General features: G+C 58.3%; 8 protein-coding genes. 3 read left to right on the forward strand and 5 right to left on the reverse strand.

Annotated features, from left to right (window positions below; all coding sequences use genetic code 11):
• Window positions 1–2 precede the first annotated feature (2 nt).
• From J4E00_RS04500 to radA, 3 genes are all read right to left on the reverse strand, one after another.
• A complete protein-coding gene (locus J4E00_RS04500) occupies window positions 3–1,022 on the reverse strand; it encodes an SPASM domain-containing protein (RefSeq protein WP_208173841.1) in 1,020 nt (339 codons plus the stop codon).
• Between the two features lie 162 nt (window positions 1,023–1,184).
• Window positions 1,185–2,801 carry a TlpA family protein disulfide reductase gene (locus J4E00_RS04505; protein ID WP_208173842.1) on the reverse strand — a complete coding sequence of 539 codons (1,617 nt, stop codon included), beginning with the start codon at window positions 2,799–2,801 and terminating at the stop codon, window positions 1,185–1,187.
• Between the two features lie 232 nt (window positions 2,802–3,033).
• Window positions 3,034–4,431 (reverse strand): DNA repair protein RadA, encoded by a 1,398-nt coding sequence (radA, locus tag J4E00_RS04510; RefSeq protein ID WP_208173843.1) that lies wholly within the window; start codon window positions 4,429–4,431, stop codon window positions 3,034–3,036.
• Between the two features lie 865 nt (window positions 4,432–5,296).
• Here radA and J4E00_RS04515 point away from each other — a divergent pair.
• From J4E00_RS04515 to J4E00_RS04525, 3 genes are all read left to right on the forward strand, one after another.
• Window positions 5,297–6,715 carry an ATP-binding protein gene (locus tag J4E00_RS04515; protein ID WP_208173844.1) on the forward strand — a complete coding sequence of 473 codons (1,419 nt, stop codon included), beginning with the start codon at window positions 5,297–5,299 and terminating at the stop codon, window positions 6,713–6,715.
• Window positions 6,716–6,867: 152 nt separating this feature from the next.
• On the forward strand, window positions 6,868–8,526 hold the full coding sequence (locus J4E00_RS04520; RefSeq protein ID WP_208173845.1) for an FAD-dependent oxidoreductase: 1,659 nt from the start codon (window positions 6,868–6,870) through the stop codon (window positions 8,524–8,526).
• Between the two features lie 431 nt (window positions 8,527–8,957).
• Window positions 8,958–12,932 (forward strand): beta strand repeat-containing protein, encoded by a 3,975-nt coding sequence (locus J4E00_RS04525; protein WP_208173846.1) that lies wholly within the window; start codon window positions 8,958–8,960, stop codon window positions 12,930–12,932.
• Between the two features lie 338 nt (window positions 12,933–13,270).
• Here the strand turns inward: J4E00_RS04525 and rfbA are convergent, their stop codons facing one another.
• Both rfbA and J4E00_RS04535 read right to left on the reverse strand, forming a co-directional pair.
• Window positions 13,271–14,149, reverse strand: a complete 879-nt coding sequence (gene rfbA / locus J4E00_RS04530; RefSeq protein WP_208173847.1) for a glucose-1-phosphate thymidylyltransferase RfbA — start codon at window positions 14,147–14,149, stop codon at window positions 13,271–13,273.
• Between the two features lie 34 nt (window positions 14,150–14,183).
• Window positions 14,184–14,558, reverse strand: coding sequence for a DUF4259 domain-containing protein (locus tag J4E00_RS04535; RefSeq protein WP_208173848.1), 375 nt, complete (start codon window positions 14,556–14,558; stop codon window positions 14,184–14,186).
• Window positions 14,559–14,567 lie beyond the last annotated feature (9 nt).

Here is a 14,567-nt window from a genome sequence, read left to right on the forward strand (position 1 = left end):
CTTTACCCCCACACCTTTGTGCCCTCGGAGCAGTTGCGGCACATCTCAATCTGGTCGCGGCCTTTGAGGAGGCTGCTCCTGAACTGCTGGTATTTGGGGCCGCGCCAGAGCTGGCGGAAGGTTTCGGTCTTGAGGTCGCCTTGGCGATACTCCGCGTCCTTGTCAAAGCAGCAGGGCACTACCAAGCCGTCCCAGGTGATGACGCAGGAATGCCACATTTTCCAGCAGTGGTTCACCAGTTTATTTTTCAGGCTCCAGGTGCCGTTGGCGTTGTTCTGGTAACGCGAGTAGTAGTCGATGGTTGGGATGAGCGGCGAGCCGTGCTCATGGTCGTAAATCTGAGCAGTTTTGAACCATACGTCGTCTACGCCCAGAGCTTCGGCCAGCTGCTTAGCATCGTCAATCTGGTGTTCGTTGGGTCGCACCACCAAGAACTGGAAGATGATGCGAGGCGTGCTCGACTTTAGCTCCTCACGCCACTTTACAACGTTGCGGGTACCTTCCAGCACTTTTTCCAGCTTGCCGCCTACGCGGTACTGCTGGTATACGTCCTGCGTGGTGCCATCGAGCGAGATAATGAGGCGGTCGAGGCCGCTTTCTACGGTCTTGCGGGCGTTCTGGTCGTTGAGGTAGTGGGCGTTGGTGCTGGTAGCGGTGTAAATTCCCTTGTCGGCCGCATACTTCACCAGTTCCAAAAACTGCGGGTGCAAGTAAGGTTCGCCCTGAAAATAAAATATCAGGTACCACAGCCGGCTCGCGACCTCATCAATGGTTCGCTTAAATAAATCGGCGGGCAACATGCCTGTAGGCCGCGTGAAGGAGCGCAGGCCACTGGGGCACTCGGGGCAGCGCAGGTTGCAACTGGTGGTGGGCTCGAAGCTGAGGGCCATGGGCATGCCCCGCAGCCGCGCCTTGCCCGTGAGCTTGCTCAGAATGTAGGAACTAATGATTTGCGTGGCGTTCCAGACCCGCAGGGGCGTGGCCTTCGACAAAACATTGAGGCTATCAGTGAGCACGGACATAAAGTAGCGAGAAAGGCAGCAAAAGGCTAAAAATAGGTCATCCTGAACACAGCGAAGGACCTTACCCCGGGAGAACAGCTAACGCTAGAATTGTTCTAACGGCTTCTCCGACGTGATAAGGTCCTTCGCGTTGCTCAGGATGATAAGTGCGGTGACTCCCGATTATTTCTTGGTGGCTGGGAAATCGATGGCGCTGGTATAGGTGCTGGCTTTGCCAAACGACTGATTGATTTCGTCTACGGCGGCGCGGCTGCTCAGGCGCTTGGGTTTGGTGTTGAGGAAGGTACCATCTTCCCCCACCAGAATGTAGGTGGGTACTTCCTGCAGGGCATAGTCTTTGGCCACAGCCGAGCGTAGCCCCCCACCGGGCACGCGGACCTGCACACCTGGTAGTTTTTTCACGGTTACGAGTGAGCGCCAGGCCTGCTCATTTTCATCGAGGGCAATGTTGATAAAAGTGATGTTCTTGCCTTCAAACTTGCGCATCAGCTCCTGGGCATAGGCCAGGTCGCGCAGACAGAGGCCGTTGGTGCTTTTCCAGAAGTTGATGTACACCAGCTTGCCTTGAAAGTCGTGCAGATGCACGGTGTCGCCGGTGGCGGAGGGCAGAGTAAAATCGGGGGCCGGCGCGCCAATGGCAAACTCCTTGTGCCGGTCGAAATCCATCTGGAGCGTGGGGTAAAACTGGTTCTTGGGGTCGTAGTTACGGAAATCGGCCAGCATGGCAGCCGACTGCTTCACGTGTCCAAACCGGAACGACTCCTGCAGCACCCGGCCCAGCACAATGGCACGCGTAGGACCAGTGAGCTTCTTGCTGGCCAGGGCATAACAAGCGGGGTAAAAGTCAGGGTCGGAGCGCTGGTGATGGTCCTGCGTCACCGAGAAGTGTACATAGTTGAGCAGGAACTCGTGGTACAGCTCGCTCTGGAAGGCGTTGGGCTCGTTGAGTAGACCGGGCTCCCGAAGGAAGTTATAATAGTCGGGGGCCATTTTCAGGCGACCTTCGGTATTCACCACCTGCTCGCGCAGGTCCTGAAAGGTCAGCTTGTCGTTGGCGTAGGCATACACTACCTCGGCGTGGGCGTAGTTATAAAATTCCTGCGTGAACGACTGCTTGGCGGCGTGGTCTTCCAGAAACTCGAACTCATGCTTACGGCGGTATTCCAGGAAAGAAAGGAAAGGGGCTTCGTAGAGCTGAATGTTATCGGGGAGCACTTGGAAGCCGTCATTTTCCACGAACTGGGCATCGGCTTCTACCAAGTAGTTGTTGGCATTGGCAGCCTGCTGGCGGTGGCGCTGCTCCTCGGTGAGGTTCGCACGGTTGCGCAGCTTGGTGGCGAGGCCCGTAGGCACGTCGTTGGGCTTAAATTTCAGGGTACCTGACATGTCGCTGCCCTTAAAGCGCACATCCATATCGGTCCCGGCATCAAGGAAGAGCGGTGCTACGTCGTCGCCGTACACCAGGTCGGCCTTAGTTGCGCCACTCACTGGCACTACCACCTTGAAGTCGCCTTTATCATTTAGCGGCACCCGAAAGACTTTCTCCTTGGGGTCCAACGGGTTTTCACGCAGGGATACCGCCACCGAATCGGTGGTGGGACCACTCACGCGTCCGGTAAGAGTAGCTGTGCCACCTTCGGCCGCTGCCGTTACTGCTGCCGTCTTGGCAGCTGCGCCTACTACGGTGGTTCGGCCTTGCCCATGGGCCAGCACCGGACCCAGTAGCAGCACCGCGCCTAGCACCTGGCGCGCACAAGTAGAAAAAAAAGATATCATCATACAGAGAAAAGCCAGCGGCCCGCCACCGCCATATAACCGACCGGACAAACGATAGAACCAATTGGCTTTACCTTAGAATTCGCGGTAAAAGCCTATCAGCACTCCGAAGATAAGGCTTTTTGATTTATAAAGTCCAAATCAATTTTTCGGCTTCGGTTCAATTTCATGGTAGGCCACCGGCCAATTACCCCAATCCATTGCAGCCACCTGCTGATAATCAATCCGCTTTTTCTTAGCCAAATAAGCCCTGAAGCACTTCGTCGAGCCGACTGACGGCATGCACTTTCAAACCAAACCTGGCTAAGTCCAATCCCTTTCCATTGAATTGCGACACGTACATTTCACGAAATCCTAATTTTTCTGCTTCTGCCAAGCGTTGGTCAAGCCGGCTCACAGCCCGAATTTCACCACTCAAGCCCACTTCAGCTGCCAGACACACGTCGCCGGGGATGGGCAAGTCATTAAGAGAGGAAACCACGGCGGCGCACACTGCCATGTCAAGCGCCGGGTCGTCAAGGCGTAGCCCCCCGGCAATGTTCAAAAAAACATCGTGCTGACCGAGGCGCAAGCCGGCGCGTTTTTCGAGTACAGCCAGCAGCATTTGCAGGCGCTTGGCATCGAAGCCGGTGCTACTGCGTTGAGGGGTGCCGTAAGACGTAGGCGAAACCAGAGCCTGCACTTCCACCAGCAGCGGGCGGTTGCCCTCCAGCGTGGCGCCAATGGCCATGCCGCTCAAGCTTTCGCCCCGCTGCGAAAGCAGGATTTCGCTGGGATTGCTCACCTGGCGCAGGCCGTCGCCCTGCATCTCGTAGATGCCCAGCTCAGAAGTACTGCCAAATCGGTTTTTGGTGGTGCGCAGGATGCGGTAGCTCATGTGCCGGTCGCCTTCAAACTGCAGCACCGTGTCCACCATGTGTTCCAGGATTTTGGGGCCGGCAATGCTGCCGTCTTTCGTGATGTGGCCGATGAGCAGCACCGGGGTGCTGGTTTCCTTGGCAAATTTCAGGAACTCGGCAGTGCATTCGCGCACCTGACTCACGCTGCCCGCGCCGCTTTCCACCAGCGTGGAGTGCATGGTCTGAATGGAGTCGACAACCAGAATATTGGGCTGCACCTGGTCAATCTGCCGGAAGATGTTCTGGGTGTTGGTTTCGGTAAGAATGTAGCATCCGGGGTGTTGGCCATCGGCCATGCGCTCGGCGCGCATCTTTATCTGGGCTTCGCTTTCCTCGCCGCTCACGTAGAGCACCTTCATCTTGCGCAGGCTGAGAGCAATCTGAAGCATGAGCGTGCTCTTGCCAATGCCGGGCTCGCCACCAATGAGGATGATGGAGCCCGGCACCAACCCGCCGCCCAGTACGCGGTTCAACTCGCCGTCGGGGGTGATGATGCGGGGCTCGTCTTCGGCCAGGATGCTGTTGAGCGGAACCGACTTGGCGGCTTTGGCCACGTTGCCCCCGGGTACGGTGCTGGCGGGTTTCCACTGCCCCGTGGTGGTGGCCACAGTTTCTTTCTGGACTACTTCTTCAACATAGGTGTTCCACTCGCCGCACACGGGGCAGCGGCCTATCCATTTGGCCGACTGCGCGCCGCAGCTCTGGCAGAAAAAGACGGTTCTGGCTTTGGCCATAGATTAAGGGGATTTCGAGCTGGTGAGGGGAGGGTTTTATAAGGCTAACAACGGCAAAAAAGTTGCCTCAAAAACCACGCGGCAAGGTACGGCGAGCAACCCTTCCTTAAACATAAAAACCCGTTCCCGCCGAGGCATGAACGGGTTTTGTGGAAGAGTCGTCATTATCTCCACTGGGGCCGGTCAGAGCACTTTACAACCTGAGTTAATTAGTTGTTGGCCGCATATCAGTCCGCAGGTGAAAATTGAGGCGGACGGAATCGCCCTGCGCCAATTGGAGTTTCGCAACGCTGGGCAGCAAGCCAATGAATGTAGCCAATATCTGGTGCGGACCCGGCGGCAGTTCGCGGAGGTAATAGCCGCCTGAGTTAGAAATAGTAATAGCTCCTTTGATAGCGCATTCCTGGTCGACGCACACACTAACTGCTTCTGTTTCGAATATCCGACCATTTTGTAGCATGTCAATATGCCCAGCCACGATGGCCTGCTTGGTCGTGTCTTTGCGCCGGAAACGCATCAGCTCGTACTCCGGCGGAGATACGGGGCTGGGCTGCGAAGCAGCAATAGACCGGGATAGAATAACTGTCTGCTGGCTGCGGCACCCCACGGCTATTAGGAGCCCGCCAACTACCCACACACACCCAAAATCGAATGCGCTTTTTCATAAGGTTTTTTTATGTAAAGTGAGTCTTGAATATAAGTTCATGACTTCGCCCTAGCGGCACCCAGCATTTTTGCCTCGTTGCGACTAAAAATTTCCTTGGACATCCTTTCAACAATTTTTCCTGTAAGCGCTCTGCTCCCGCGGCGCTGGCGTCCCGGCCCAACGTTCTCAACATTGCGCCCCGCTGCGGGTTATGCAGCTATGGCTATTCCTACTGCCCTCGCCCCCGCCGACCTGGCCACCATCACCGCCTTCCAAGGCCTGCCCGACGACACGCTCGCCTGGCTCCTGACCCACGGCGAGCCCCGCGCCTACGCCCCCAACGAAACCATCAACGAGCCCGGCTCTGCTGCCGAGTTTATGATGGCGGTTATTCACGGCGGTATCCAGTTCTATGCCCTGCAAGGCAGCCAGCGCACGCCAGTATTTCGCGTCGAAGCTGGCCAGGTATCGGGCGTGCTGCCCTATTCGCGGCTGCGCGAAGTGAAAGGACTAGGTGTAGCCACTGGCGACACGTTGCTATACCTGCTGCACCGCGACCATTTTCCGGCCCTGGAGCAGGCTAGTCCCGAGCTGGTGCAGCGTCTGGTGGGCATCATGAACGACCGCAGCCGCGACCAGGTCCGAGTGCAGGAGCGCGACGACAAACTGCGGGCCCTCGGCAAGCTCTCCGCCGGGCTGGCCCACGAACTGAACAACCCCGCCGCCGCCATTGCCCGCGCCGCCCAGGCCCTGGAAGCGCGAGCCGCCACCCAGCCCGAACTGCTAAGCAAGCTACTGGAGCTTAGTCCCGACCCAGCGGCCCTGTGCACCTTCGCCTGCCTGGCCGCCCCCATGCCCGCCGCCGACCCCGCCGCGCCCAAGCCGTCGGCCTTAGAACAGTCGGAGCGGGAAGACGAACTGGCCGACTGGCTCGCTGACCATGGCGTACCCGACGGCTACCGCCTCGCCCCGGGGTTGCTGGAAATGGGCCTTGATGAAACGAAGCTGGCTGCTGCCGCCCAGGTAATGCCACTCGCGGCCCGCCCTGCCGCCTTTGCCTGGCTCGAAGGTCAGCAAAGCACCTTGCAGCTCATCCGGGAGGTGCAGGAGGCCGGCAGCCGCATCAGCAAGCTGGTGGCCGATGTGAAAACCTACTCGCACATGGACCGTGACGGCGGCTTCGAGCTGCTCAACGTCACCGAAGGCCTCGACAGCACCCTGAACATGCTGAAATACCAGCTGCGCCAGAAAAGCGTAAACCTCACCCGCGACTACGCGCCCGACCTGCCCCAGATTCGCGGCCAGGTCAGCAGCCTCAACCAGATATGGACCAACCTGCTGGACAATGCCATTGATGCCCTACCCGACCAGGGAGGCGAAATCACGCTGCGCACCCGCCTCGAAGGCGATTTTGTGCGTGTGTTTTTAATTGATAATGGTTCGGGCATTCCGGCCAACGTGCTGCCGCATATTTTTGAGCCGTTTTACACCACCAAGCAAGCCGGTTCTGGCTCCGGCCTGGGGCTCGATATTGCGCAGCGCATCATTCGGCAGCACGATGGGCGGCTGGAAGTCAGCTCCCAGCCGGGCCATACTGAGTTTTGTGCCTGGTTGCCGGTAGCTGTGCCGCGGGCGTAAAGCAGAACCTATTCTAAAATATCATGCTGAGCGAAGCCGAAGCATCTCTACCACGGAAGTAATTATTTACTTGCCCGATAGAGATGCTTCGGCTTCGCTTAGCATGACCGTTCTTTACTTAGACTATTTAAACATCTTTCTGACAGACCAACATGGCCGCCAAGAAACCCATCATTCTCGCCGTCGATGACGACCCGCAAGTGCTGGCCGCCATTGCCCGCGACCTGCGTCAGGAATTCAGCCAGGACTACCGTATTCTGCGCGTCAACTCCGGCCCCGAAGCTCTGACCACCATCAAGGAGCTGAAGACCAAGGAAGAGCCGCTGGCCCTCATCATCGCCGACCAGCGCATGCCTGACCTCGAAGGTGTGGAGCTGCTTACGGCATCCCGCGAGCTTTTTCCCGATGCCAAGCGCGTGCTGCTCACGGCCTACGCCGATACCGAGGCCGCTGTGCGCGCCATCAACTCGGCCCGACTCGACCATTACCTGATGAAGCCTTGGGACCCACCCGAAAACCTGCTTTACCCCACGCTGCACGACTTGCTCGCGGCTTGGCAAGCCTCGCACAAGCCCAAGTATGATGGCATCCGGCTCATTGGTTTTCAATGGTCGCCGCTTTCGCACGAGCTCAAGGATTTCCTCAGCGGCTTCATGGTGGGCTACCAGTGGCTGGACTACGAAACCAGCCCCGAGGCCCAGGAGCTGGTAAAAGCCAAGGGCTTTGAGCCGACGGACTTGCCGCTGGTCATCTGCGTCGATGGCAAAGCTGTGCCCAATCCCAGCAAGAATGACCTGGCCGAGCACCTAGGCATTGCCAATAAGCCGCAGCAGGATATATACGATGTGGTGGTAGTAGGCGCCGGCCCCAGCGGTCTGGCCGCTGCTGTGTATGGTGCCAGCGAAGGCCTCAAAACACTCATAGTGGAGCGCCAGACGCCCGGTGGGCAGGCTGGCACTAGCTCACGCATCGAAAACTACCTGGGCTTCCCCACCGGCCTGAGCGGCGCCGACCTGGCTTTCCGCGCCTGGACCCAGGCCGTGCGCCTCGGGGCCGAGTTCATCGCACCGCAGGAAGTAACCAACCTGTGCATTCAGGACGGCTATAAGGTGCTCACACTTACTAACGGCAGCGAAATCAGCACCAAAGCCGTCATCCTAACCACCGGCGTAAGCTACCGCACCCTGGATGTGCCGGGCATGGACCGCCTAAGTGGCGCGGGCGTGTATTACGGTGCAGCGCGCACCGAAGCCCGCAGCTGCGATGAGCAGGACGTGTACATTGTGGGCGGCGGCAACTCGGCTGGACAGGCGGCCATGTACTTGGCCACGTATGCCCGCAAGGTGTTCATCGTCATTCGCGGGGCCAACCTGGCCGCCAGCATGTCGGCTTATCTAATTGAGCAGATTCGCAATACGCCCAACATTGAGCTGTTACCGCATTCTCAAATCAAGGAAGTATGCGGCGGCGACCACCTCGAAGCCGTGATGGTCGATATCAATGGTGTGGTAGAAAAGCGGCCGGCCCGCGCCCTGTTCGTCTTCATCGGGGCCAAGCCCAGTACCGAATGGGTTTGCGAACAGGTTATCTGCGATGGCAAAGGCTTCGTCCTCACCGGACGCGACTTGGTGACGGACCCACGCTACAGCCAGGTTTGGAAAAAAGACCGGGAGCCCTACCTGCTCGAAACCTGCGTGCCGGGCATCTTCTCGGCCGGCGATAGCCGCGCCGGCGCCATGGCCCGCGTGGCTTCTGCCGTGGGAGAAGGCAGCATGGCTATCAAGTTCGTGCACCAGTACCTGGACGAATAGTCCAACGCAGGCTTGCTCTGAATGCAGCACGCCAGAAAAGGGCGCGGCGGGCTCTGCTCTTCGGCAGTGGGTACCGTGTGTCCATCTGGGAAGCCCGTGCAGTGTGCTAGACAACCCACTGCACGGGCTTTGAAGCACTTGAACAGCAATGATATACCATACACAAGTCATTTATTATTCTTTAATCACCTAGTAGCATCAGCGTATATCCTGGTTAGCAAGAAAAAAAGCTATGAATTTTAGTATGTCTGTTGCTGGCAGACAGGCATGTGGGCAGTAGTTTTACCCTACACATTCATCTTTTTTCCTTGTTTATGATTAAAAATTACCAATTTTTGTTCTTTTTGAGGCCTTTGCGAACAGTAGTGGGTTTATGCACCATGCTACTGGCTTTGGGCATGGCAAGCCGGGCCCAGGGGCAGGCCTATACCATGAGTAACACCCCAGCTACTACCTGCTCGGGCACTCTCTACGATTCGGGGGGCGCCACGCTGCCCTATAGCAACGCCGAAACCTTTACCAAAGTCCTGACACCGGCAACGGCCGGGGCCCAGTTGCGATTAGTATTCAGCAGCTTCGACCTGGAATCCGGCTATGATTTCTTAACGATTTACAACGGCAGCAGCACCAGTGCACCCGTTATTGGTCAGTATACCGGCACAGTAGGACCGGGTACAGTCACAGCATCCAATACCACCGGCCAACTCACCCTGCGCTTCACGTCGGATGTTTCGGTGGCTGGTGCGGGCTTTGCAGCGGCTATTTCCTGCATTGGTGGGGGCCCGACTTTCACGGTTACGGCGCGCACCCCGGCTAGCAATAGCACTAACGTGGCCCCGACTTCACCGCTGAACATCAGCTTCAGCGAGTCGCCAACGGCAGCTTCGGCCAGCGGTATTACCGTATTTGGGGGGCTGGCCGGTGGCCGGCGGGCGCTAAACGCGGCTACTGTGAGTGGCAACACGGCCACGGTGAGCGTGGCAGGCAGCGCGTTCAAGCCCGGCGAGACGGTGCAGGTAGTGGTGCCCGCCACGGTGCGTAGCAGCAGCGGCTCCTCGGCTGTTCCCTACGTGTACCAGTTTACCACAGCTGCAAGCGTGGCCTCGGGCCGTTTCGGCTTCCGCAACGTGTATGCAACCGGAAACCAGCCCCATGACATGGTGATGGGCGATGTAACGGGAGATGGCCTGCCGGACATCATCTCTGGCGACGGCGGCGATTTCACCATTTCAGTACTGCCGGGCCTGGCCAACGGTACTTTCGGCTCGCGGCAGGTATATGCTATCACAGGCACGCCAACCCTACTCGCGCTGGGCGATGTGAACAACGATGGGCGCCTTGATGTGGTGACATCTAATTCGCAGGAAGCCACGGTTTCGGTGCTGCTCGCCACGGCGGCTGGTGGGCTTGGCACCAACACCACCTATGCCGTACCGACTGGGCCCTCGGGGATAGCGCTGGGCGACCTCAACGGCGATGGTCGCCTCGATATGGTAGTAACGAGCCAAGGCACAACAGCAGCAGTCGGTAATACCGCCGCGGTGTTGCTGAACCTGGGCAGTGGCGTTTTCAGCACCCCTATCACTTACCTCACGGGCAATTCGCCCATTAGCGTAACGCTGGGTGACCTGAACAACGACGGCCGGCTGGATATGTTCACGACTAATCAAAACGACAATACCGTTAGCGTACTCTTGGGAACGGGTACAGGCAGCTTCGGGCTCAAAACGGATTACACCACTGGTACTGGCCCCTTCATTGGGACGCTGGGCGATGTGAACGGCGACGGCAACCTCGATGCCGTGAGCGGCAACAACCTGAGCAGCACCGTGACCGTGCGCTTAGGTAACGGCACTGGCACCCTGGGCACCCGGACCGATTATACTACCGGCTCTACGCCGCAGGATACCGACCTAGGCGACGTAAACGGTGATGGCTGGCTCGACATTATTACGGCTAACCAAGGCACGGGCAATATCTCGGTGCTGCTAAACACAGGCACGGGCTCGTTCGGGACGGCATCCAACTTCGCGGCCGGCAACAGCACTGTGAGCACCGCGCTGGCTGATGTGAACGGCGACGGCCGCCTCGACGTGGCGGCCCTGAACTCGACTGATCAAACGGTGGCTATTCTTTTGGGCGTGGGCGCACCCACCATCACAAGCTTTACCCCGGCCAATGGACCGGTGGGCACCAGCGTTACTATTACAGGTACCAACCTGACCGGCGCTACCAATTTGCAACTCAATGGCGCAACCGTGACGGGCTTTGTGGTGGGCAATGGCGGCACCACCATCACCTTTACTATACCAGCCGGGGCTAGCAGTGGCCTGCTTGCAGTTACAACGCCGGGGGGCACGGCTGTTAGCGCAACACCTTTCACGGTAACAGCAGCCCAGTTGACAGTTAGCCAAGGTAATACAGCATATCCCAGCAATGGCCAAGCGTACAGCTTCGGCCCACAAACGTTGGGGGTAACGTCGGCTCCAGTTACGTTCACGCTTACCAATCCTGGCAGCGCGCCGCTCATCATCACCGGCAGCAGCACCACGGGTCCCTTCAATGCTGGCCCACTCAGCTCGGTGACGGTACCAGCCGGTGGCACCGCCACGGTAGCCGTCACCTTCACCCCCACCACGGCAGGCACCCAGACGGGCACCCTACGCCTTACGTCGGCATTGGGCACTTATGTAGTTAACCTGACCGGCACGGGTACGATTCCAGTGCCTGTTATCAGTGGATTTTCGCCGGCCAGCGGGCCAGTGGGCACGGTGGTCACCATCAACGGTAGCGGCTTTAGCGCGGGCAACATAGTTACGCTTAATGGTACCGCTGTGACCGGGGTAACGGTGAGCAACGGGGGTACTACCATCACGTTTACCGTGCCGGCGGGGGCAACCGCTGGCCCGCTCACCGTAACGACTGCCGGCGGCACGGCCACGAGCAGCGGCTCTTTCTGTGTGCAGTATGTGGCAATAGCGCCAGCTGCCACCCGCTGCGGAGCCGGCTCTCTCACCCTCACCGCCAGCGGCGTGCCTACAGGCGGCATTTACACCTGGTATGGCCAGGCCAATGGAGGCACGTCGCTGGCCACAGGCACCAGCTACACCACTGGGGTGCTTACGGGCACGACCACTTATTATGTTGGCATCAGCACAGGCAACGGGGCAGGTGCCTGCGAAGGTCCTCGCACGGCCGTTACAGCCACTATCAACGCCCTGCCGGTGGTGACAGTAGTCGCCGGTGGCCCGCTCAATCTGTGCGCCGGTAGTAGCGTAGTGCTGACCGCCAGCGGTGCCGATACCTACCAGTGGAGCAACGGGCAAACCACGACCAGCATCACAGTCAGCACGGCGGGTTCCTATAGCGTGACGGGGCTGAGTGCTGCGGGCTGCGCAGCTACCTCGGCCGCCACGGCCGTTACCATAACACCGCTGCCAGCCGCTCCTGTAGCCACACCCGCCAGCCGCTGCGGCAGCGGCTCGGTAACGCTGAGCGCAACCGGAGCGCCCGCTAGTGGCAGCTACGCTTGGTATTCGGCTGCTACGGGTGGCACGGCCCTGCCGGGCAATACCGGCGCGACGTTTACTACACCCGCCCTCACGGCTACTACTTCCTACTACGTCAGTGCGCTTACGGCTGGCGGCTGCGAAGGTCCTCGCACTGCGGTAGTGGCAATCATCAACACCGTGCCCATAGTGACGGTAGCAGCAAGCGGTCCGCTGAGCTTCTGCCAAGGCGGTAGTGTGGTGCTAACCGCCAGCGGTGCCGATACCTATCAGTGGAGCACAGGCCAAACCACGGCCAGCATCACCGTAGCAAGTGGCGGCAGTTACTCTGTGGTGGGTACGACCACAGCAGCCGGCTGCTCGATGACGTCGCCCGCAACCGCAGTAACGGTTAATGCAATTCCGGCACAACCGACCATCACCCTCGGTGCAGGCAATGTATTGACCAGCAGCAGCGCCACTGGCAATCAGTGGTATCTGAACGGAGTAGCCGTGGTAGGCGCTACGGGCGCTACATATGCCGTAGCCACTACAGCTCAGCAAGGCCTGTATACCGTAGTGGTAACCTCCGCCGCAGGCTGCGTATCGCCGACTTCAGCTGGCGTACAGGTGGTTGTTACGGCCTCTACTCAGACTACTGCTCTGCTCGACCTGCATCTTTATCCTAATCCGGCGCACGGTACGGCCACTGTGCAGTTGCCTGCCGTCAGCGGCGCTACCACGGCTACTTTAACCGTGTTGGATGCGCTGGGTCGCGTGGCTCAAACCCGGTTGGTAGCCCTGCCCGCTAACGGAACCCGAATTGAGCTCAACCTGGCAGGGCTGGCCTCTGGTGTGTACGCATTACACGTCAAGGCCGGCTCGGCCTCGACCACCAAACGCTTTACGGTTGAGTAACCTTATCATTGTCACTTACTAGCGGCAAAGACTTGCTGCCAGCAACTGACAATGCCCTTAACAAAAAAGACCCCGGCTGGCCAGCCGGGGTCTTTTTTGTTAAGGGCGAGGTTTACATAATGCCTGATACAGTCTATTTGCGATGCTAGGCTAATGTGCTGCCACCCGAATAACGTTACCCGAAAACCACGCTGAGCTGCTTTCCTCACCCAACCTACTAACGTCGTATAACGCAACAAGCCCCGGCACCGCGTAGAGCCAGGGCTTGTTGCATTAATACCTTTTATGGACGAATAGAAGACTTGTTAAACTGTCCTCCTTCATCATATTGGCAATGCTTATTCCTCCAGCATTAGCTGGTCGGGCAGGTTCATCAGGTAGTCACCGTAACCGCTTTTGCGGAGGGGAGCGGCAATGGCCCGCAGCTGGTCAGCATCGATGAAACCCTGGCGATAGGCGGCTTCTTCAATTGAGCCCACTTTCAGGCCCTGGCGCTGCTCAATTACTTTCACGAATTCGCCGGCCTGCATCAGGCTTTCAAACGTGCCCGTGTCGAGCCAGGCGGTACCGCGGCCGAGAATGCCCACTTTCAGGGTGCCACGGCGCAGGTATTCCTTATTTACGTCGGTAATTTCGTACTCGCCGCGGGGGCTGATTTCCAGATTTTTGGCTATTTCTACCACGTCGTTGTCGTAGAAATACAGGCCAGGCACCGCGTAATTGCTCTTGGGCTTGGCCGGTTTTTCCTCAATGCTGAGGGCTTTTTTGTTGGTATCGAACTCCACCACACCGTAGCGCTCGGGGTCGTGCACGTGGTAAGCGAATACCACGCCGCCTTGGGGATTGTTGTTGGCCTTCAGCAGTTCCTCCAGGCCTTCACCGTAGAAAATGTTATCACCCAGCACCAAGGCAACGCTATCGGTGCCAATAAAGTCGGCACCCAGCACGAAGGCTTGGGCTAGGCCATTGGGAATTTCCTGTACTACGTACTGGAAATCACAGCCCAGGCTTTTGCCATCGCCGAGCAGTTTTTTGAACTGCGCCTGGTCGTGGGGAGTGGTAATAATCAGCACCTCCCGGATACCAGCCGACAGCAGAATGGACAGCGGATAATAAATCATCGGCTTGTCGTACACCGGCATCAACTGCTTCGATACAGCCAGGGTGAGCGGGTGCAGGCGAGTGCCGGAGCCGCCGGCAAGGATAATTCCTTTCATGGAAATGTGCGAGAGTTAAAGTAAAAAGGCGGTTTTAGTTGCTGTTATGGCGCTGCCAGCGTTGGACGGCTGTTAGCAGTTGCGCAAAAGTTTGCTGCATGATTGCGCGGCGCTCGGTTTTGTAATCTTCGTCCGGGTCAAGCTCATCAATGGTTGCTTCCCATTTGGCAAGCACCACATCGCGGCAGTCTGTTACCAGTTGCGGGGTGAGCTTGGGGCTGGTATAGTACTTTAAACCAATCAGAATTTCGGCAGCAACCAGGCATTGGGTTCCACCGTCTTCGTCGGCCTCTGCCAGCGAAGGGGTGTCGACAACGGCTTGAAGCTGCGCAACCAACGGGTCCGCCACGCTGGCCAAGTAGTCCAACGCCTTATCGCTGTCGAAATTACCGCTCCCCCAAGTGCCCATGGTATTGGC

It is taken from the genome of Hymenobacter negativus (genome assembly GCF_017571495.1).
In the GTDB taxonomy this organism is placed as follows: domain Bacteria; phylum Bacteroidota; class Bacteroidia; order Cytophagales; family Hymenobacteraceae; genus Hymenobacter; species Hymenobacter negativus.

Excerpts from the sequence above, each read along its gene's own strand:
- J4E00_RS04500 (WP_208173841.1), bottom strand. The coding sequence starts at position 1,022 with ATGTCCGTGCTCACTGATAGCCTCAATGTTTTGTCGAAGGCCACGCCC.
- J4E00_RS04505 (WP_208173842.1), bottom strand. The coding sequence starts at position 2,801 with ATGATGATATCTTTTTTTTCTACTTGTGCGCGCCAGGTGCTAGGCGCG.
- radA (WP_208173843.1), bottom strand. The coding sequence starts at position 4,431 with ATGGCCAAAGCCAGAACCGTCTTTTTCTGCCAGAGCTGCGGCGCGCAG.
- J4E00_RS04515 (WP_208173844.1), top strand. The coding sequence starts at position 5,297 with ATGGCTATTCCTACTGCCCTCGCCCCCGCCGACCTGGCCACCATCACC.
- J4E00_RS04520 (WP_208173845.1), top strand. The coding sequence starts at position 6,868 with ATGGCCGCCAAGAAACCCATCATTCTCGCCGTCGATGACGACCCGCAA.
- J4E00_RS04525 (WP_208173846.1), top strand. The coding sequence starts at position 8,958 with ATGAGTAACACCCCAGCTACTACCTGCTCGGGCACTCTCTACGATTCG.
- rfbA (WP_208173847.1), bottom strand. The coding sequence starts at position 14,149 with ATGAAAGGAATTATCCTTGCCGGCGGCTCCGGCACTCGCCTGCACCCG.
- J4E00_RS04535 (WP_208173848.1), bottom strand. The coding sequence starts at position 14,558 with ATGGGCACTTGGGGGAGCGGTAATTTCGACAGCGATAAGGCGTTGGAC.